21 protein-coding genes are annotated in these 20,830 nt (G+C 41.5%); 18 read left to right on the forward strand and 3 right to left on the reverse strand.

All coding sequences use genetic code 11. The features are described 5' to 3' along the window. Positions 1-117 precede the first annotated feature (117 nt). The 5 genes from NX903_RS06855 (at position 118) to NX903_RS06875 (ending at position 4,845) form a co-directional block, all read left to right on the forward strand. The gene (locus tag NX903_RS06855) at positions 118-864 is read left to right on the forward strand and encodes an SDR family NAD(P)-dependent oxidoreductase (protein ID WP_086343775.1); all 747 of its coding nucleotides are present in this window, start codon (positions 118-120) and stop codon (positions 862-864) included. Positions 865-1,345: 481 nt separating this feature from the next. Further along, positions 1,346-2,545, forward strand: a complete 1,200-nt coding sequence (ykvP, locus tag NX903_RS06860) for a spore protein YkvP (RefSeq protein ID WP_086343776.1) — start codon at positions 1,346-1,348, stop codon at positions 2,543-2,545. A gap of 15 nt (positions 2,546-2,560) precedes the next feature. Then, positions 2,561-2,788: a LysM peptidoglycan-binding domain-containing protein gene (locus tag NX903_RS06865; protein WP_017695061.1), complete on the forward strand. Its 228-nt coding sequence runs from the start codon at positions 2,561-2,563 to the stop codon at positions 2,786-2,788. Positions 2,789-2,884: 96 nt separating this feature from the next. Then, positions 2,885-3,820, forward strand: coding sequence for a glycosyl hydrolase family 18 protein (locus NX903_RS06870; RefSeq protein ID WP_124059804.1), 936 nt, complete (start codon positions 2,885-2,887; stop codon positions 3,818-3,820). 734 nt (positions 3,821-4,554) lie between these two features. After that, positions 4,555-4,845 (forward strand): YkvR family protein, encoded by a 291-nt coding sequence (locus tag NX903_RS06875; protein ID WP_003245399.1) that lies wholly within the window; start codon positions 4,555-4,557, stop codon positions 4,843-4,845. Between the two features lie 120 nt (positions 4,846-4,965). Here NX903_RS06875 and NX903_RS06880 read toward each other — a convergent pair whose 3' ends face one another. Next, on the reverse strand, positions 4,966-5,151 hold the full coding sequence (locus tag NX903_RS06880) for a YkvS family protein (protein WP_003232446.1): 186 nt from the start codon (positions 5,149-5,151) through the stop codon (positions 4,966-4,968). Between the two features lie 165 nt (positions 5,152-5,316). Here NX903_RS06880 and NX903_RS06885 point away from each other — a divergent pair, with 165 nt between their 5' ends. The 5 genes from NX903_RS06885 to pfeT all read left to right on the forward strand — a co-directional run bounded on the left by NX903_RS06885 (position 5,317) and on the right by pfeT (position 10,588). Further along, positions 5,317-5,511 (forward strand): hypothetical protein, encoded by a 195-nt coding sequence (locus tag NX903_RS06885; RefSeq protein WP_003218622.1) that lies wholly within the window; start codon positions 5,317-5,319, stop codon positions 5,509-5,511. 298 nt (positions 5,512-5,809) lie between these two features. Further along, positions 5,810-6,436, forward strand: a complete 627-nt coding sequence (locus tag NX903_RS06890) for a cell wall hydrolase (RefSeq protein WP_015252205.1) — start codon at positions 5,810-5,812, stop codon at positions 6,434-6,436. 117 nt (positions 6,437-6,553) lie between these two features. Beyond that, entirely contained in the window at positions 6,554-7,891 is a 1,338-nt protein-coding gene (gene ykvU, locus NX903_RS06895; RefSeq protein WP_003245552.1) for a sporulation protein YkvU, read from the forward strand. 50 nt (positions 7,892-7,941) lie between these two features. Then, the gene (gene stoA, locus NX903_RS06900; protein WP_003245444.1) at positions 7,942-8,439 is read left to right on the forward strand and encodes a sporulation thiol-disulfide oxidoreductase StoA; all 498 of its coding nucleotides are present in this window, start codon (positions 7,942-7,944) and stop codon (positions 8,437-8,439) included. Between the two features lie 235 nt (positions 8,440-8,674). After that, positions 8,675-10,588, forward strand: coding sequence for a metal-transporting ATPase PfeT (pfeT, locus tag NX903_RS06905; RefSeq protein ID WP_086343778.1), 1,914 nt, complete (start codon positions 8,675-8,677; stop codon positions 10,586-10,588). 37 nt (positions 10,589-10,625) lie between these two features. On the opposite strand, the gene NX903_RS06910 is transcribed toward pfeT, so the two are convergent. Continuing rightward, positions 10,626-10,829, reverse strand: coding sequence for a hypothetical protein (locus NX903_RS06910; protein WP_014476643.1), 204 nt, complete (start codon positions 10,827-10,829; stop codon positions 10,626-10,628). 165 nt (positions 10,830-10,994) lie between these two features. On the opposite strand from NX903_RS06910, the gene papB reads away from it, so the two are divergent. From papB to splB, 8 genes are all read left to right on the forward strand, one after another. After that, positions 10,995-12,089, forward strand: a complete 1,095-nt coding sequence (gene papB / locus NX903_RS06915; RefSeq protein WP_033884222.1) for a di/tri-peptidase — start codon at positions 10,995-10,997, stop codon at positions 12,087-12,089. A gap of 281 nt (positions 12,090-12,370) precedes the next feature. Next, positions 12,371-13,336 carry a LacI family DNA-binding transcriptional regulator gene (locus NX903_RS06920; protein ID WP_144486614.1) on the forward strand — a complete coding sequence of 322 codons (966 nt, stop codon included), beginning with the start codon at positions 12,371-12,373 and terminating at the stop codon, positions 13,334-13,336. A gap of 62 nt (positions 13,337-13,398) precedes the next feature. Then, on the forward strand, positions 13,399-14,265 hold the full coding sequence (gene glcT / locus NX903_RS06925) for a glucose PTS transporter transcription antiterminator GlcT (RefSeq protein WP_003218635.1): 867 nt from the start codon (positions 13,399-13,401) through the stop codon (positions 14,263-14,265). A gap of 228 nt (positions 14,266-14,493) precedes the next feature. Further along, positions 14,494-16,593 carry a PTS glucose transporter subunit IIABC gene (ptsG, locus tag NX903_RS06930; protein ID WP_086343780.1) on the forward strand — a complete coding sequence of 700 codons (2,100 nt, stop codon included), beginning with the start codon at positions 14,494-14,496 and terminating at the stop codon, positions 16,591-16,593. A 97-nt stretch (positions 16,594-16,690) separates the two neighbouring features. Next, on the forward strand, positions 16,691-16,957 hold the full coding sequence (locus tag NX903_RS06935) for a phosphocarrier protein HPr (protein WP_003154654.1): 267 nt from the start codon (positions 16,691-16,693) through the stop codon (positions 16,955-16,957). Next, positions 16,957-18,669, forward strand: coding sequence for a phosphoenolpyruvate--protein phosphotransferase (ptsP, locus tag NX903_RS06940; RefSeq protein ID WP_003218638.1), 1,713 nt, complete (start codon positions 16,957-16,959; stop codon positions 18,667-18,669). The genes NX903_RS06935 and ptsP overlap by 1 nt, the downstream gene beginning before the upstream one ends. Before the next feature lie 90 nt (positions 18,670-18,759). Beyond that, positions 18,760-18,999, forward strand: a complete 240-nt coding sequence (gene splA / locus NX903_RS06945) for a splAB operon transcriptional regulator SplA (protein WP_003218644.1) — start codon at positions 18,760-18,762, stop codon at positions 18,997-18,999. 77 nt (positions 19,000-19,076) lie between these two features. Then, positions 19,077-20,105, forward strand: coding sequence for a spore photoproduct lyase (splB, locus tag NX903_RS06950; protein WP_003245173.1), 1,029 nt, complete (start codon positions 19,077-19,079; stop codon positions 20,103-20,105). On the opposite strand, the gene NX903_RS06955 is transcribed toward splB, so the two are convergent. After that, positions 20,098-20,799: a GNAT family N-acetyltransferase gene (locus NX903_RS06955; RefSeq protein ID WP_086343781.1), complete on the reverse strand. Its 702-nt coding sequence runs from the start codon at positions 20,797-20,799 to the stop codon at positions 20,098-20,100. The two genes, splB and NX903_RS06955, sit on opposite strands and share 8 nt — an antisense overlap. Between the last annotated feature and the right edge of the window lie 31 nt (positions 20,800-20,830).

Below are 20,830 nucleotides of genomic sequence, written 5' to 3' on the forward strand. Positions count from 1 at the left end.
AAAAGTGGGTACTTCCGATAATGTGCTTACTGAAGGATACTATATCTTGTAAGTTGTTCTTCAAGTACTTAAAGGTACTAGACATAAAATAAAATTAATTCTAAAGGAGTGTTAAGTATGGGTAAATTTGAAGGTAAAATAGCACTTGTAACGGGTGGAACAAGTGGGATTGGTCTTGCTACAGCACAAAAATTTGTAAACGAAGGTGCATATGTTTATATCACGGGACGTAGACAAAACGAACTTGATAAAGCTGTTAACCAAATTGGCAAGAACGTAACCGGTGTTCAAGGTGATATTTCTAAGCTTGAAGACTTAGACAAACTATATGACATTATAAAGCAGGAAAAAGGTAAGTTGGACATTCTTTTTGCTAATGCAGGCATCGGCAACTTCCTTCCATTAGGTGAAATTACTGAAGAGCAGGTTGATAGAACGTTCGACATTAACGTTAAAGGAACCATCTTTACTGTTCAAAAAGCGTTATCACTATTCCCGAACAAAGTAGGTTCTATTATTGTAACGGGCTCTACTGCTGGATCAATTGGCAACCCAGCGTTTAGTGTATATGGAGCATCTAAAGCAGCATTAAGAGCACTGGTTCGCAACTGGATTCTTGACCTAAAAGGTACTGAAATCCGTGTAAATGTGGTTAGTCCAGGAGGTATTCTTACACCTGCCTACGATGAGCTTTTTGGTGATGCACTTGAAGAAGTAATGGAAAATAGCAGAAATACTGTTCCAGCTGGAAAAGTTGGGACACCTGAAGAAGTAGCAAACGCTGTATCTTTCCTTGCTTCAGACGAAAGCAGTTACTTGACGGGTGTTGAATTGTTCGTAGATGGCGGGCTAGCACAGGTATAATTTCACTGCACAGAGATTACAAATAGTCCCCAAAAAAGGTTAATGGGGATTTACTTGAAGAAGTCGCATAAAAAAGTCGTTTTCCTTAAAGGACAGGGAATTCGACTTTTTTATGTTTGAATTTGATTAACGTTGTAAATTCGCATTTTCCTGGGGCTACCACTAAATGACCTGTAAAAAAGATTACTTTGTGAATAAATGTACTTAAAGTAACGGGGGCTCTTGACTTTTAATAAAAAATAATATCCCTGTCCTTGTATTCTAATACTTTTGAAAATATTTAAAGGAATCCTTATGTCCTGAATAACCACATAGGAAAATATGTTGTAGGTTGCTTTCTTTTTTTGGGGGGCATCCCACACAAGCTATCACGTGATCTCACACCTGAACGTTTTTTTATAGACTAGTACCGCGACAAGTTATATTACATATACATACCAATAAAGTAGACATTAAAAAGTGAAAGAGAGGATGGAAATGTGTGAAAATTCTTTTCCTTGAGAGTCATCCCATGTGGCTCTATGGTTTACCGAATGGGTTTAGGGAAGCAGGACATACCGTAATGATTTCCGGTCCTGTAAGTCGGGAAAATATCACTGAAATGATAGACGAATTTAAACCAGATCTAATAGTATCTATGGGATGGACACCAGAGCATTCAAGGGAAAAGCAGGCCTGGATTCGCAGCGCTACTAAAAAGGTGAATATCCCTCTCGTTTATTGGGCAACTGAAGACCCGCTGCACACTCAAAACTTTACTATCCCGTTAATTAAAAAGATGAAACCGGATTTTGTTTTCACGGTTACGCCTTCTCTGTGTAAAACTTATGAAAGCATGGGGATTAAAGCAGCTCACTTAGACTTTGCATTTCACGAAAGTATACATCACCAGATTAAACCATTAGCAAAATACAGTTGTGATATAGCGGTGGTGGCTAATGCTTACCCTAATTTTCTTGAAGAACATCCGGATGTGTTCCGTTCGTCCTCTTTAAAAACGCTTATTCGTCCTCTTATACGGAAAGGTATTCGTATTGATTTTTGGGGGAGAAACTGGGAAAAAATGAGTAAATATATAGGAAGAGAAATTCCCCGCAATTGGATCCATGGATACCTTGATTATACTGAAGCATATAAAGTTTACAGTTCAGCAAAAATCATTATCGGTTTGCAAAACTGTGAAAGCCAACTTACGCAACGCACCTATGAGATTCTTGGTTCCGGGGGGTTTTTATTGACATCGGCTACACCAGCAGTTCGAGGTAAATTCAAACCTGGCCGCGATCTCATCGTTTCTTCCTCCCCAAAAGAAACATTGGAAAAGGTTAAATACTATTTGAATCATGATAGCGAGAGAAAAAAGATTCAGATAAACGGTAAAAAGGCTGTAAAGAATGATTCCTATCGGCATAGAGCCGAGAGAATGCTTGAGGTGCTAAAAAGCAGAGGAATTATAAGAAACTTAGGGGAAACCATTCATTATGTAGATGTTCTCAAAGAAAAATACGTGATCCATCATGTTACTCCCGGTGAAACATTATCAATAATTTCCAGGAAGTATAACGTTTCCCTGCAGCAACTCATGGAGCTTAATCATTTCAAATCAGATCAAATATATGCTGGACAAATCATTAAGATTAGAGAGAAACTGTTTAGAAATATTAATAACAAATTTTTCTAAAGGAGAGTAATATGAATGAAGGGGAAAATACCAAAAATAAGAAATCAAGCGAATAAAGTAAAAAGAACGCCTCGTTATATGGAATTTCCAGTGACATACGAAGTATATCATGTGGAATCCGGCGATACATTATGGACGATTGCCAAATCCTTTAAAATTCCAGTACAACAACTTATGAATCTTAATAAGCTTTCTTCAGATAGAATTTATCCTGGACAAATTATAAAGATAAGAGAAAGATAATCTTTGAGGTTTCGGAAACGAATCAAATTGAAATGACAATCCTCATTTTTTTATTTGTGGGGAACTTGATATTTTTGGGGATGAAGGGGTTATGAGATGTTTCAAATGAGCTATTTCTATTCTGGATTAGGATGGGATTTTATTCAACACGTTGATCAAACGAACGGAGTATTAAATGTTGTGTCTCCTGATTTTTTCTATATCAGAAAAGATGGATCATTACTTCTCCGTTCAGCTAATCCCGATGTGATTAAAGCTCTTCATAGAAGAAAATTAAAAGTAGTTCCTTTTCTAAGCAATCATTGGGATCAGGATTTGGGACGATTTGCATTAATGAACCGAGTTCTTTTAGCTAAACAAATTTCTCATGCAATAGAAGAACTGGATTTGGACGGAGTTAATATCGATATAGAAAACCTTACAGAAAAAGATCGGAATCTATTTACAGATTTTATTAGATTAGTAAGGAAAAGTATTCCTAGACATAAAGAAGTATCAGTTGCAGTGGCGGCAAATCCTTTTGGCTGGACGAAGGGCTGGCACGGATCATATGATTACGAGTATTTAGCTAAATATGCAGATTATCTTATGGTTATGGCCTATGATGAAAGCCGTCTTGCTGGGCCTACCGCAAGTGTAGGATGGGTGGAAAAGTCCATTCAATATGTTCTGACCCAAAAAATCTCTCCTCAAAAACTAGTTTTAGGATTGCCATTCTATGGCCGCTGCTGGATGGAAGGCCAATCTGCCTCTCAAGCCATTCCCCTTTACCTTGTTGACTCCTTAGTAAAAAGGCATAGCGGGACAATTATTTTTGACACCAAGAGTCAATCTCCAAAAGCTATTTTTACTGTCAATCACAATAACAAGGGGCCGTTGCCTTCGGGAACATATACATTATGGTTTGAAAATGAACAGTCACTCAGAGCAAAAATAAAACTCGCTCAAAAATATAATCTGAAAGGTCTTGGCAGCTGGAGTCTTGGACAAGAAGATGTGTCAGTCTGGAATACAGTGTTTAAAAATATATAATGATTTATAGTTCAGAAAAAAATTCGAAGATAATTGCAATGAATCTCTAAATGGACATACTGAAAGGAGTTTATTACGGGTGCGGGTAAAACAGTGAGGGCATTCCATAGGCCCTTCTCCCGAAATGTTCTATACGAGGCATTACATTGGGCTTGAAATACACATTCAAACTTATGTTATAGTACGCATTTCAAGTAATTACGGATGTGTTGAATTTATTCTGCTTCCATGATTCAAGTCATACACATGCTACCTTGATAGCAGGATTATTGCGTTTCATTCAGAATTGTTCAGGATCGATATGGAAGCGCACGAATAACTAGAACTTTAAAAGCATACACTCATATACTTCCTGAATGGATGCTGGTTTATCTAAAAAACATGATGAGAATTGATTGACCGCTCTCATTAAAGGATGGGGAAATCCAAGGCGCCAAGGTACGCATGGTGAAACATGACTTGTTGATAATCGACCATATAGTTTCTCCTTAGAAATGAGGCGGTTTTTACATAAAAAAGACGAGCGAATCCGGGGGGGAATTCCACTCGCCGCTTTCTAATGAAAAGACGGGATGCTGGATGGCAGCTCGTCTGTTTTATTATAATTTAACGAACGTATGTTTGTAAAGATGTCTTTTCGAATGAATTGGTTCATATAACCGTTAAGAACAGATTCATTGTAAACATTCGCTAAGGTATGCTAAGATGCATGGACTATAAAGGAGTGATATGAAGTGAAGACATTGCGGTTAAACAATGTAACGTTAGAAATGGCTGCATATCAAGAGGAGAGCGAGCCGAAGCGAAAAATTGCATTTACCTTAAACGTTACGAGTGAGACTTACCATGATATCGCTGTCCTGTTGTATGAAAAAACGTTTAATGTCGAGGTTCCGGAACGCGATCTTGCCTTCCGGGGGGAAATGACAAATTATTCAACATCATTGACCAACCTGTACGAACCAGGGGCCGTCAGCGAGTTCTATATAGAAATAACGGAAATAGACAAAAACGCCGATTCATGATCGGTGTTTTTTATGTAAAAAAGCTGCCGGCCGGCAGCTTTTGAGAAAGCGAATTTCATATGTAAGGTGTTAAATTGTCCGTCTTGCAGTTTTTTGAATAAATGTGGAAATAAGGAGGTTTTAATAGGAGTCTCTGATGATCTTATAATTTTTATGATTAACAACTGTCAATGAATCTAACTCAAGATCCCGATAGTTATCCATGATCGTCACATCAACGATAACAGAATTCTCATTTACTTTTTCAACAACACCGGTTAATCCGTTTTTAAATTCAATGACATTCCCAACCTTAGCGATTTTCACAAGCTTCCTCTCCTTTAAACATAATAATGCCTTTTGAAAGTATTTTGCAGTATTTTCATTGAGAAGTAAAGCGATAAGGAGTTTTATCTCCCTTATGAATTGTTCTGTCGCTATAAAGATGATATATTGATTTTCGTCAATAGAAAGAAAAGGGGGGAATTTTTGTTGCGACCCGAAGAAATAACAGAAATGATTGAACAGCTGCGCACCGGCGCCATAAACGAACTGAGAGTCCAGAAAGAGCATTTTCTTGATTTCAGGGCCGTGTTATCTAAACAAGATGATTTTAAACATTTCCGAGGAATTGCCCAGCAAGGCGGAGATGTTATTTTTCAATACTTAGAACAGCCAAGAAGCTGAAGGTTTCTCATACGTGAGAAGCCTTTTTATCATATATGACAGAATACAAGCCTTTTATTACAGCTGTCTGTAACAGGTGTAAATAAAATGTAAAGTGTCAAAGATGGATAAACATGTTTTAATTTTACAATATTTATAGAATTTCAGACTGTTTTTTTGCCATTAAGCAGTGAGTCATCCTCTTTATTCCATCCTGATACCTCCTTGGGAGAGTTGGAAAATCTTTTTCCGTGAAAATGAATGGATCTCTTGTTAAGGTTATGAAGTGTTTTTTGGAGCACTTTAAGGAGGAAACTGTATGACAACGAAATTCACTGCTCTGGCTGTTTTTCTTCTTTGTTTCATGCCTGCAGCCAAAATTGAGCATACACAAGCTTCACTACTGAGCGCAAAGAAGACAAAACATGAAGAAGCGAAATGGCTTACACATATAGATCGAAATACGAATGAATCTTTCCCTTCACTGTCTGCTGATAAAGACAAGAAAATAAAACCGATTAAGCTATCAGCACACACTGAAAAGAAAGAGAAAGATAAACCGAACAAAACAAATGATGAGAAAGAAACATATACACAGTCTGAAAAAGAGTTGCTGTCCCGTCTCGTTCACGCAGAGGCCAAAGGAGAATCATATAAAGGCAAGGTCGCTGTAGCAAGCGTTGTACTGAACAGGACGGAGAAAAAAGGTTTTCCTGATACGATAAGAGGAGTTATTTATCAGAAAAACGCCTTTGAACCGGTCGCAAACGGGAGCATTAACCAAAAGCCTGATAAAGAATCGATTGAAGCTGCCGAAGAAGCGCTGTCCTCAAAAAATAGAGAAACAGATGCCATATTCTTTTATAATCCGAAAACAGCGTCAGATAATTGGATTCGTTCAAGAAAAATCGTAGAAAAAATCGGCAGACACGTTTTTGCCGTCTAAGCATAGAAGAGACAATTTGTCTCAGCTGTGCTTTTTTTCATATAAAGAGTAAAAATAAAATAATTTTTGAACTTGTCTCATATGATGTTGGTAGTACAAGAGACAAGGAGAGACATCATGAATCGATTTGTGAAAGGGATCATTCTTTTATCCATTGCCGCCTTTTTCGCTGAATGCCTTGAATTTGTCGTCAATATGATTTTGGCGCGGGAGCTTGGCGAGCATGGGATGGGGCTTTACATGAGTATTTTGCCCACGATCTTTTTAATTATTGTCATCGCGAGCCTGGAACTGCCGATATCCATTTCTAAATTCATTGCCGAGTCAAATCCTAAGCTTCATGAAAGCATGCTGAGGCACGCTTTCAGAATGACAGCCATTTTTACTGCTTTTTCTACTGCTGCCGCTAGTATTGCGCTTCCGTTTATTCCGGTATTTGATACATACCACCCGTTTATTAAAGGGATTGTCATCGGCTTAATTCCTGTTGTCGCCTTTACTTCAATCGCCAGGGGCTACTTTATGGGTGTGCAGAAAATGGGGAAGATCGCAATTGCCAATGTGCTGAAAAAAATCATCCAGCTCTTGTGCTTATTCCTCTTTTTTCAATGGTACTCATTTGAATTGGACATGGCCGTGCTGATTTCCTTGTTTGTTCTGGTCGTGAGTGATGTGGTCGTGCTTGTTTATTTATATTCACAATTTATCATGGCAAGGCGGGCGTTATCCGGCCAGCAGCACATTCATTTGCGCGGAAAGGATGTAAGGAAAAGACTGCTTGCTGTTTCAATTCCTACAACAGGACTGCGTATTTTTCATGCGGTTGTCAATGCAATTGAACCCTTTTTAGTAAAAGGAGCTCTTTTGGCTGCGGGTGTTGCCGGGACAGCGGCGATCGATCAATACGGAATGCTGGCAGGAGTGGCTGTGACGATAGGGTCGTTCCCTGCTTTTATTGCCCATTCGTTAATGGTCGTCATGATACCGAGTATTTCGGAAGCTTATGCACTTTCTCAGTATGACATCGTGTTAAAAAGGCTGAAGCAGTCGATTTTCATTACATTAGGTTACGGTATACCTGCCGTCTGGGTCATGTTCCAGTTTGCGGGACCTCTCACGCATTTGTTTTTTCACTCTCCTGAAGCGCAGTATTATTTGCAGCTGTTGTGGCCTTACTTTCTCTTTCATCTGTTTGTCATGCCGCTGCAGGCGTGCTTAATCGGGATGGGTTTTGTGAAAGAGGCTTTTTATCACAATGTATGGAGCCATATCGTTGCGCTAAGTATGATGTATGTACTGGGATCAATGGAGAATCTGCAAATGCTCGGGATTATCCTTGGAATGAACACTGGCATGATTCTTTTGACGAGCCTGCACTATGCCACGATCTGCAAAGCATTGAAGGTATCCGTATTCCTTACGGGAGGGACCAGAACGCCGCGAATTGAAGGATGATATAGGAACTGCAGGGGCAAGCTAATTGAAAAGCATGAAAGGAAGATTCCATGTTGACGAAGCGCTTGCTTACTATATACATTATGTTATTAGGGTTGATTGCATGGTTTCCAGGTGCGGCACAAGCTGAGGAAAAACAGCCTGCTGTTCCCGCTGTTTTTCTTATGAAAACGATAGAAGGGGAGGACATTTCGATTCCGAATAAAGGGCAAAAAACAATTCTCCATTTTTGGACGTCATGGTGTCCGCCCTGCAAAAAGGAGCTTCCCCAGTTTCAATCGTTTTATGATGCCCATCCATCTGACAGTGTAAAGCTGGTAACGGTGAATTTAGTGAATTCGGAACAAAATCAGCAAGTCGTTGAAGACTTTATTAAAGCAAACAAGCTGACGTTCCCGATTGTCCTTGACTCAAAAGGGGAATTGATGAAGGAGTATCATATCATTACGATCCCAACATCATTTTTGCTGAATGAAAAGGGAGAAATTGAAAAAACAAAAATTGGCCCGATGACGGCGGAACAACTGAAGGAATGGACGGAAGAATAGCTGAGAGCATAGACTCTCAGCTTTTTTCATATAGAGAAGAAGTGAATAAACATTAATGATAATTATTATCAAAAAGAAATTAAAATAATTATAATTGAAATTCTCTTCGTGCGTGCTATAATAAAGGAAGACATCAAGAAATAACTGACGATAAAGCTGCCTTTTGGGCAGCGATTTTGTTTTTATAAGAGAAATGAAGATGATTTACGTTCTCAATTAGAGAGGAGAATTCGATATGAATGAACAAGTTATCGTTCAACGCGACCCGCATGAGCCATTGAAAACAGACAAGAGGGAAAAAAACTGGGCACAGCACGCGGAGCTTATTGCAGCACTTGTATCAGGCGCTCTTATTTTGGCAGGCTGGCTCTTATCCGGATATCAGGTATTATCCATAATACTTTTCTTGCTGGCTTTTGTGATCGGCGGATTTGCTAAAGCAAAGGAAGGAATCGAAGAAACACTCGAATCCAAAACGCTGAATGTAGAACTTTTAATGATTTTCGCTGCCGTTGGTTCCGCCTTGATCGGATACTGGGCAGAGGGTGCTATTTTAATATTTATTTTTTCCTTAAGCGGAGCTTTAGAAACATACACGATGAATAAAAGCAGCAGAGATTTAACGTCTTTAATGCAGCTTGAGCCTGAAGAAGCGACATTGATGGTCAATGGTGAAACCAAAAGAGTTCCGGTTTCAGACTTGCAGGCCGGTGATATGATCGTGATCAAACCTGGAGAACGCGTAGCGGCAGACGGTATCATTGAATCGGGCTCGACAAGTCTTGACGAGTCGGCTTTAACAGGTGAATCAATGCCTGTAGAAAAAAACACAGGCGACACTGTATTCACAGGAACGGTGAATCGCAATGGCTCCTTGACTGTCCGTGTCACGAAAGCAAATGAAGATTCGTTATTCAGAAAAATTATCAAACTGGTTGAATCAGCGCAAAATAGTGTTTCACCCGCTCAGGCTTTCATCGAACGATTTGAAAATGCTTATGTGAAAGGTGTGCTAATTGCGGTGGCGCTCCTTTTATTCGTCCCGCACTTTGCGCTGGGCTGGAGCTGGAGTGAAACCTTCTACCGCGCAATGGTGTTTATGGTTGTCGCGTCACCTTGTGCGCTTGTCGCCTCTATTATGCCGGCGGCGCTGTCCCTGATTTCAAATGGCGCCCGCAACGGTATGCTTGTGAAAGGAAGCGTCTTTCTTGAACAGCTGGGCTCAGTGCAAATGATCGCCTTTGATAAAACCGGAACTGTAACAAAAGGCCAGCCTGCCGTAGAGACGATCAGAATAGCAGAAGGATTCAGTGAAGCGGAAGTTCTTGAGGCTGTCTATGCCATCGAAACGCAATCAAGCCATCCGCTCGCCCAAGCCATAACGGCGTACGCTGAAAGCCGCGGCGTGAATCAGTCCGGCTACATATCTATAGAAGAAACCTCAGGGTTTGGCGTTATGGCAGAAGTGTCGGGTGCGAAATGGAAGGTCGGTAAAGCAGGTTTTATCGGCGAGGAAATGGCAGCACAATTTATGAAACAAACAGCATCAGATGTCATTCAAAGCGGTCATACAATTGTATTTGTGAAAAAGGATGATCAAATAGCAGGCTGTATCGCACTGAAGGACCAAATCAGGCCTGAAGCAAAAGAGGTCATGGAAGAACTGAACCGACTTGGGATTAAAACGGCCATGCTGACAGGAGATCACGAAGACACGGCTCAAGCGATTGCCAAGGAAGCCGGCATGACAACTGTCGTGGCAGAATGCCTGCCTGACCAAAAAGTGAATGAAATCAAACGGTTAAAAGAAGAATTCGGAACGATTGCAATGGTGGGTGACGGAATCAATGATGCGCCGGCACTCAAAGCGGCGGATGTCGGCATTGCGATGGGCGGCGGAACAGATGTAGCACTTGAGACCGCTGATATGGTCCTCATGAAAAACGATTTGAAAAAGCTCGTAAACATGTGCCGCTTGTCTCGGAAAATGAACAGGATCATCAAACAAAATATCGTGTTTTCTCTAGCTGTAATCTGCCTGCTGATTTGTGCAAACTTTTTGCAGGCGATGGAATTGCCATTTGGCGTGATTGGTCATGAGGGCAGCACGATTTTAGTCATACTAAACGGTTTAAGACTCCTAAAATAAAACCAGCAGCCTAATCAGGCTGCTGGCTTTTTATGTATCAAGCTTTCCCTTCATTTTTGTCTTTATCAGATCTTTTCATAACTAGGATGAGAGCGAGGATGCAGCAAAGGAAACCCGCTGCACAGCCTATGATAGAGCTGTAATAATAAAAGCCCACCATCTTCATCCCGATAAAAGGAGCGGAAATTCCCAAAACCGTTAAGAGCATAACTGCTTTTCGTCTGAAAAAATTCATCAGCAAACGGAACAACCCCCCTGCGATTGAACGTTACTGTCAGTATACAGGAAGAGGAGCAGGAAATAAAATGCATTAGAAAATGAAGGCGTCGTGAAAGGCAAACACCGGTAAAACCTGTTACAATGGAAGACAGAACAATGCATTGCAAATGGCAGGGAGGAACAAGAAGTGAATAGAATACAACGCGTCTCTTCATGGCTGAAGGAAGCGGGGCATACTGCCGCATTTATTCATACGAAAGAAAATGTTTTTTACTTAACCGGTTTTTACACAGAGCCGCATGAAAGATTAATGGGGTTATTTATTTTTCAAGAAGAGGAGCCTTTCTTTGTTTGTCCAGGAATGGAAGCAGGACAGGCCCGCAACGCAGGCTGGAATCATGAAATCATTGGCTATGCGGATCACGAAAATCCGTGGGAGCTGATAGAGAAGGCTTTGAAAAAGCGAAATATCAGCATACATATGCTTGCGGTAGAAAAGGATTCAATCTCGCTGTCACGTGCAGAACAGCTGAAGCATGCGACGGGCGGGGCTCAATTTGTTTCAGCAGAAGAAACACTCAATCAATTTCGACTGATTAAAGATGACAATGAGATTCGTTTGCTGAAAGAGGCGGCAAAGCTTGCAGATTACGGTGTTGAAGTCGGCACAGCCGCTTTGCGTGAAGGCATCAGTGAAGTGGAAGTGCTCGCTCAAATTGAGTATGAGCTGAAGAAAAAAGGAATTCAGGGCATGTCTTTCTCTACAATGGTTTTATTCGGAGAAAAATCTGGCCAGCCTCATGGAAATCCTGGTACAGCCACGTTGAAAAAAGGTGATTTTGTTTTATTTGATCTCGGTGTTATTCTTGATGGCTATTGCTCTGATATTACAAGAACGTTTGCATACAAAACCATCAATCCGAAGCAGGAGGCCATTTACGAGACTGTGCTTCAAGCGGAAAAAGCCGCGATTGAGGCAAGCAAACCCGGTGTGAGAATCGGAGATCTGGATTTAACTGCCCGCGGAATCATTGAAAAAGCGGGATACGGTGATTATTTTCCTCACCGGCTTGGGCATGGACTCGGAATTTCTGTCCATGAGTATCCATCAATGAGCCAGGCCAACGATACACTGCTGCAGGAAGGCATGGTCTACACGATCGAACCGGGGATTTATGTGCCTGAGATCGGCGGCGTGCGCATTGAGGATGACGTTCACGTAACAAAGGACGGAGCAGTTGCTCTGACCCAATATCCAAAGGAATTAATCATACTGCCGTAATAGAAATAAAAAAGGACTTTGTTCTCGACATCGTCCTTTTTTATCTGCATTAAATAAAAAAATCATCAAATGTTCGAAAGGGTTTAATTTCATGTTTTTGGTTGAGAGGTTTTACAGCAAGACAGCTGCCACCGAGAACAGTGAGACATAACCCAATTAAAATGAAGAAACCCATGTGATCTTCTCCTTTCAGCTTAAAACACAAAAAGATATCTGGTACGTCCATATCATATTGTATGAAACGCATTCCAGATCAAGGGGATTTAGAAAGAAGGGAATCTATGGCTAATATTAAAGACATTGCAGAAAAAGCCGGTGTCTCTGTTACAACGGTTTCCCGAGTCATAAACAATCATCCATACGTCAGTGAAGACAAACGAAAAAGAGTGTTTGAGGCAATGGAATCATTGGAGTACACGAGAAATATTCACGCTGTACATTTGTCGAGAGGATTTTCAAACATGATTGGTGTTGTCTTGCCGACGGTTAATCTGCCATATTTTGCAGAGCTGATTGCAGGAATAGCCGACGCAGCCGCGGAATCCGGGGTTCACCTCTCTTTATTCCAAACAAACTATGAGGTACAAAAAGAAATCTTTGCGCTGTCCCAATTAAAGCAGCGCCAGGTTGACGGCCTGATTTTTTGCTCAAAGGCGCTTGCTGATGAGAAACTCATGGAATGGGAGGGCCCGATTTTGCTTTGCCAGAATTCAGATAATGCCCGCTTCCCAACCATCAGCATTCCTCATCGAGAAGCATTTCGGAACGGCTTGGACTATTTAATTGCCAAAGGGCACAAAAAAATAGCCATCTGTTTGGCAAGAAAAAAAGGCATGAACAGTCATTTTCGAATCAAAGCCTACAAAGAGGCATTGGAAGAGATCGGCGAGGCATTTCGTGAAGACTGGGTAATTGAGAAAGCGATTACAATCAATGATGGGAAGGCGCTTTTTCATAAATGGAATACGTGGAAGGAAAAGCCGACGGCTATTTTTGTTGCCAATGACCAAGTCTCAGCAGGGCTTTTTCTTGAAGCAAAGAACCAGCGGGTGTCAGTACCGGATGAGCTTGCAATCTTAAGCGTTGATAACCACGAAATCAGCCAAGCGCTTGGGATCACAACGATCGATATTCAGACAAGGGAAATGGGAAAGCAGGCATTTGCCATACTGGAAAAAAGAATTCAAGGACAGCCGATTGAAAGGAAAGTTCTGGATTACCGTCTCGTCGAAAGATCGACTGTTTAGTGAATGCATTGAAAAAAGGTTTGACGTGCATTCTGTTCGTTATGTACGATATGAGGTATTGAATGACAAAGGAGCTGAGGATCGTGAATGGGTCCTTCACAGTGAAAAAGGTACTGAATAATAACGTATTAATTGCTTCTCATCATAAATACAGCGAAGTCGTTTTAATCGGAAAAGGTATTGGTTTCGGAAAAAAACAAGATGATGTCATTGAAGATAAAGGCTACGATAAAATGTTCATTTTAAAAGACGAGAAGGAACAAAAGCAGTTTAAAAAGCTCCTTGACTATGTTGATGAAAAGCTCGTTGATATTTCAAACGATGTCATCTATCACATAAGCAATAGGACTAATCACTCATTAAATGAACATATTCACATTGCGTTGACAGACCATATCGCATTTGCGATCAAAAGGCAGCAGCAGGGATTTGATATGAAAAATCCATTTCTAATGGAGACTCAGTCACTATATCCTGAGGAGTACCAAATTGCCAAAGAAGTCATAGATATGATCAATGAAAAAGCGGGAATCTGCCTTCCGGAAGGGGAGATTGGTTTTATCGCTCTGCATATCCATTCAGCGTTGACAAACCGTCCGCTGTCCGAGGTCAATCAGCACTCTCAGCTCATGGCGCAGCTTGTCGAGGTGATTGAAGACTCATTTCAAATGAAAGTAAATAAGGAAAGTGTCAACTATTTGCGGCTGATCCGACATATCAGATTTACAATAGAAAGAATTAAAAAAGAAGAACCGACTAAAGAACCAGAAAAATTAATGTTGTTATTGAAAAATGAATATCCGCTATGCTACAATACAGCTTGGAAATTGATTAAAATCTTGCAGCAAACATTGAAGAAACCAGTTCATGAGGCGGAAGCGGTTTACCTAACGCTTCATCTGTACCGATTAACCAATAAAATTTCATAAATTCAGTTTATCCTTATAACGTGTTACTGATTCGATCAGGCATGAGTGATTGAGGGAAAAAAACGGGAAGTTCATTCTCGTTCTTTTGCGCACCCAATTTTGCTCATGCCTTTTTGTTGTGTAAAAGGGCAAATGTAAACGGTTAAACTGGAAGGCTTACGCCTGTGAATTCGTTGTCATGATTTTTAGCTGTAAGGTCAGACTAGTAAAAAGAGGAGGTCAATTCTTATGTTTAAAGCATTATTCGGCGTTCTTCAAAAAATTGGGCGTGCGCTTATGCTTCCAGTTGCGATCCTTCCGGCTGCGGGGATTTTGCTTGCGATCGGGAATGCGATGCAAAATAAGGACATGATTCAGGTCCTGCATTTCTTGAGCAATGACAATGTTCAGCTTGTAGCAGGTGTGATGGAAAGCGCTGGGCAGATTGTTTTCGATAACCTTCCGCTTCTTTTCGCAGTAGGTGTAGCCATCGGGCTTGCCAACGGTGATGGAGTTGCAGGGATTGCAGCAATTATCGGTTATCTTGTAATGAATGTATCCATGAGTGCGGTTCTTCTTGCAAACGGAACCATTCCTTCGGATTCAGTTGAAAGAGCCAAGTTCTTTACGGAAAACCATCCTGCATATGTAAACATGCTTGGTATACCTACCCTGGCGACAGGGGTGTTCGGCGGTATTATCGTCGGTGTGTTAGCTGCATTATTGTTTAACAGATTTTACACAATTGAACTGCCGCAATACCTTGGTTTCTTTGCGGGTAAACGTTTCGTTCCAATTGTTACGTCAATTTCTGCACTGATTCTGGGTCTTATTATGTTAGTGATCTGGCCTCCGATCCAGCATGGATTGAATGCCTTTTCAACAGGATTAGTGGAAGCGAATCCAACCCTTGCTGCATTTATCTTCGGGGTGATTGAACGTTCGCTTATCCCATTCGGATTGCACCACATTTTCTATTCGCCGTTCTGGTATGAATTCTTCAGCTATAAGAGTGCAGCAGGAGAAATCATCCGCGGGGATCAGCGTATCTTTATGGCGCAGATTAAAGACGGCGTACAGTTAACGGCAGGTACGTTCATGACAGGTAAATATCCATTTATGATGTTCGGTCTGCCTGCTGCGGCGCTTGCCATTTATCATGAAGCAAAACCGCAAAACAAAAAACTCGTTGCAGGTATTATGGGTTCAGCGGCCTTGACATCCTTCTTAACGGGGATCACAGAGCCATTGGAATTTTCTTTCTTATTCGTTGCTCCAGTCCTGTTTGCGATTCACTGTTTGTTTGCGGGACTTTCATTCATGGTCATGCAGCTGTTGAATGTTAAGATTGGTATGACATTCTCCGGCGGTTTAATTGACTACTTCCTATTCGGTATTTTACCGAACCGGACGGCATGGTGGCTTGTCATCCCTGTCGGCTTAGGGTTAGCGGTCATTTACTACTTCGGATTCCGATTTGCCATCCGCAAATTTAATCTGAAAACACCTGGACGCGAGGATGCTGCGGAAGAAACAGCAGCACCTGGGAAAACAGGTGAAGCAGGGGATCTTCCTTATGAGATTCTGCAGGCAATGGGTGACCAGGAAAACATCAAACACCTTGATGCTTGTATCACTCGTCTGCGTGTGACTGTAAACGATCAGAAAAAGGTTGATAAAGACCGTCTGAAACAGCTTGGCGCTTCCGGAGTGCTGGAAGTCGGCAACAACATTCAGGCTATTTTCGGACCGCGTTCTGACGGGTTAAAAACACAAATGCAAGACATTATTGCGGGACGCAAGCCTAGACCTGAACCGAAAACATCTGCTCAAGAGGAAGTAGGCCAGCAGGTTGAGGAAGTGATTGCAGAACCGCTGCAAAATGAAATCGGCGAGGAAGTTTTCGTTTCTCCGATTACCGGGGAAATTCACCCGATTACGGATGTTCCTGACCAAGTCTTCTCAGGAAAAATGATGGGTGACGGTTTTGCGATTCTCCCTTCTGAAGGAATTGTCGTATCACCGGTTCGCGGAAAAATTCTCAATGTGTTCCCGACGAAACATGCGATCGGCCTGCAATCCGACGGCGGAAGAGAAATTTTAATCCACTTTGGTATTGATACCGTCAGCCTGAAGGGCGAAGGATTTACGTCTTTCGTATCAGAAGGAGACCGCGTTGAGCCTGGACAAAAACTTCTTGAAGTTGATCTGGATGCAGTCAAACCGAATGTCCCATCTCTCATGACACCGATTGTATTTACAAACCTTGCTGAAGGAGAAACAGTCAGCATTAAAGCAAGCGGTTCAGTCAGCAGAGAACAAGAAGATATTGTGAAGATTGAAAAATAAGGGTGTTAGTACGCCGTGCTTGTCAGATGACAAGTACGGTTGTATGATATAATATTGTGAAGTAATTAAGCTTTAAGTTAAAAGGAGAATGATAAAAATGGCACAAAAAACATTTAAAGTAACTGCAGATTCTGGAATCCATGCTCGTCCTGCGACAGTTCTTGTACAAACTGCTAGCAAATACGACGCTGACGTTAATTTAGAATATAACGGCAAAACAGTTAACCTTAAATCTATTATGGGTGTTATGTCTTTAGGTATCGCTAAAGGCGCTGAGATCACAATCTCTGCTTCCGGAGCTGACGAAAACGATGCTCTTAACGCTTTAGAAGAAACAATGAAAAGCGAAGGACTCGGCGAGTAATGCAAGAATTAAAAGGGATTGGCGCTTCAGCCGGCATCGCGATTGCAAAAGCATACCGGCTTGAAGAGCCAGATTTAACGGTTGAAAAGAAAAACATCTCTGATTCTGAAGCGGAAGTAAGCCGTTTTGATGAAGCGATTGCACGTTCAAAAGAAGAGCTCGAAAAAATCAAAGAGCACGCTTTGAAAGAACTGGGTCAGGATAAAGCTGATATTTTTTCTGCTCACCTTTTAGTTCTCAGTGACCCTGAGCTTCTGAACCCTGTGAAAGAAAAAATCAGCACTGATTCAGTGAACGCTGAATTCGCTTTAAAAGAAACGTCTTCTATGTTCGTTACCATGTTTGAATCTATGGACAACGAATATATGAAAGAGCGTGCGGCAGATATCCGCGATGTAACAAAACGCGTAACCGGCCACCTGCTTGGCGTCGAAATTCCAAACCCAAGCATGATCTCAGAAGAGGTTATTATTGTAGCTGAAGACTTAACACCGTCTGACACAGCTCAATTAAACCGTGAGTTTGTAAAAGGATTCACTACTGATATCGGCGGACGCACATCTCACTCTGCCATCATGGCACGTTCTCTTGAGATTCCAGCAGTTGTTGGAACGAAAGCGGCTACAGGCACGATCCAAAACGGCGTGACTGTTATCGTTGACGGTATCAATGGCGATGTCATTATTGACCCATCTGCGGAAACTGTAAAAGAGTATGAAGAAAAACATAATGCTTATTTGGCTCAAAAAGCTGAGTGGGCGAAGCTTGTCAATGAACCGACTGTCTCAAAAGACGGACATCATGTAGAGCTTGCAGCGAACATCGGTACCCCTGATGATGTAAAAGGTGTTCTTGAAAACGGCGGAGAAGCAGTTGGCCTTTACCGTACAGAATTCCTTTACATGGGAAGAGATCAGCTGCCTACAGAAGATGAGCAGTTTGATGCTTACAAAACGGTTCTTGAGCGTATGGAAGGAAAATCAGTCGTCGTGCGGACACTTGATATCGGCGGAGACAAAGAGCTTCCTTACCTGCAGCTTCCTAAAGAAATGAACCCGTTCCTGGGATATAGAGCGATTCGTCTTTGCCTTGAAGAGCAAGAAATCTTCAGAACACAGCTTCGCGCGCTGCTTCGTGCAAGTACATACGGAAACTTGAAAATCATGTTCCCTATGATTGCGACAGTTAACGAATTCAAAGAAGCAAAAGCGATCCTTCTTGAAGAGAAAGAAAAGCTCGTAAAAGCGGGACAGGCTGTATCTGACGATATTGAAGTCGGAATGATGGTTGAGATTCCGTCAACTGCAGTCATCGCTGATCAGTTTGCTAAAGAGGTTGATTTCTTCAGTATCGGAACAAACGATTTGATCCAATACACAATGGCAGCTGACCGTATGAATGAACGTGTATCTTACCTGTATCAGCCATACAACCCGGCAATCCTTCGCTTAATTACACTGGTAATTGAAGCAGCACACAAAGAAGGAAAATGGGTTGGCATGTGCGGAGAAATGGCAGGAGACGAGATTGCGATTCCGATCCTTCTCGGCTTAGGCTTAGATGAGTTCTCAATGAGCGCAACGTCTATCCTTCCGGCAAGAACACAAATCAGCAAATTGTCTAAACAAGAAGCTGAGTCATTCAAAGAGAAAATCTTATCTATGAGCACGACAGAAGAAGTTGTCGCGTTCGTAAAAGAAACATTCAAGTAATGTACAAAAACCAGACGGCCTCCGGCCTGTCTGGTTTTTTTCATAAGTAAGGGTATAGAAGGACACAATAACATGGCTAGGAGGGATAGTATGTCAAACCAATTTAACGCAGGAGATACTGTTTATGTGATCTACAGAAATCCGCACGCCGCCAATGTAGCCCACATAAAGGAAGCCGAAATTGTGCACCATCCATACCATGAAGGCGAGCTTTCCCTGTTTATTTATGAAACCTATCATCCGTTCGCAGAGGACGATGCTGTGTTTGCAAGCTATGAAGAAGCTAAATCGCTTTACAAAGAACTCTTTGATATTGATCCGTATGAGTAACAAGGAAATCATTACAACTCATATCCTTTCCGCCTAGTGAGAAAAGTAACGTTAGTAAAGGAAAAGGATGTGGCATCATGCAGAACCCATTTGTTCCGCAGCTTGTATATATAGAACCGAGGGCGCTGGAATATCCACTAGGCCAAGAATTACAAGATAAATTTGAGAATATGGGCATTGAAATCAGAGAAACAACATCCCACAATCAGGTGCGTAATATTCCTGGGAAAAATCATCTTCAGCAATATCGCAATGCGAAATCAACTTTAGTTATCGGTGTCCGGAAAACATTAAAGTTTGATTCATCCAAACCCTCGGCCGAATATGCCATTCCGTTTGCAACAGGCTGCATGGGGCATTGTCATTACTGCTACCTGCAAACAACCATGGGATCAAAGCCGTATATCAGAACTTATGTAAACGTCGAAGAGATTTTGGATCAGGCAGATAAGTATATGAAGGAGCGCGCACCAGAGTTCACAAGGTTCGAAGCATCATGTACGTCAGACATTGTAGGAATTGATCATCTGACACACACGCTGAAGCGCGCCATTGAACATTTTGGCCAAAGTGATCTCGGAAAGCTCCGATTTGTAACGAAATTTCATCATGTCGATCACCTATTAGACGCAAAGCATAACGGGAAAACGAGATTCAGATTCAGTATTAATGCCGACTATGTGATTAAAAACTTTGAGCCGGGAACTTCACCTCTTGATAAGCGGATAGAAGCGGCAGTAAAAGTTGCAAAAGCAGGCTACCCGTTAGGCTTTATTGTTGCTCCGATATATATTCATGAAGGCTGGGAAGAAGGATACAGACATCTGTTTGAAAAGCTTGATGCTGCTTTGCCGCAGGACGTTAGACATGACATAACGTTTGAATTAATTCAACACCGTTTTACAAAACCGGCCAAACGAGTGATAGAGAAAAATTATCCGAAGACGAAGCTCGAATTAGATGAAGAAAAGCGCCGTTATAAATGGGGCCGTTACGGGATCGGAAAATATATTTATCAGAAAGATGAAGAGCATGCACTTCGAGAAGCACTTGAATCCTATATTGATACCTTTTTCCCTAACGCGAAAATTGAATATTTCACTTAAACGGGCTGTTGTGATCAACAGCTCTCTTTTTATAAAAAGGATTTTTCCATTCCATCAAAACGCCGTAATTCAATGATTCTTTATCCTCTACATAATTGCTGACTACACGAATAGGTGAACGCCCGCAACGGAGGAGAAAGGACAGCACAGGGTCGTTTTTCCTGCCTTCCATCACATCTTCAACGTACTGAACAGCGCTGATCTCGTGTGCGTATTTATGATATAAAGGAATGCGGCCGCCGCCGAGAAGGCGCTCCAGTCTCTTATCAACAGTCAGCTCATACATCGTATTCATCAGCCATTTTCCGATTCCAAGCTTTCGATAATGAGGAGAAACAGAAATATCCACTACATATAAAGTATTTCCATGAGGTTCATGGTTTTTAATCGATCCGTTGTCTGTTGCTTGTGCCCATGTATGATCAGGAGATTCAGGCTCAAATTGTACAATAAGAGCAGTCATGGAACCGATAATTCTGCCATTGATGAGCGCGCATAAAGCGCCTTCTGGAAAGGTTTTGATATAGCTGGCAAGCTGGTCCTCTGACCACAGCAATTCCTGGGGAAACGGAGGAGGGAAACATTCTTTTTGAAGAGAAATCAGCCTCTCGATGTCAGTCTCAGTGTAGTTTCTGATGGTCAGAGCCTCAAATTTTCTGCCGTCGTGCACATACATTTGTTTTAGTATGATCATCACTCTCCTTATGTTGTTTCATTATAACGAA

The sequence above is a fragment of the Bacillus sp. FSL R5-0576 genome (genome assembly GCF_038004765.1).
GTDB lineage: Bacteria > Bacillota > Bacilli > Bacillales > Bacillaceae > Bacillus > Bacillus subtilis.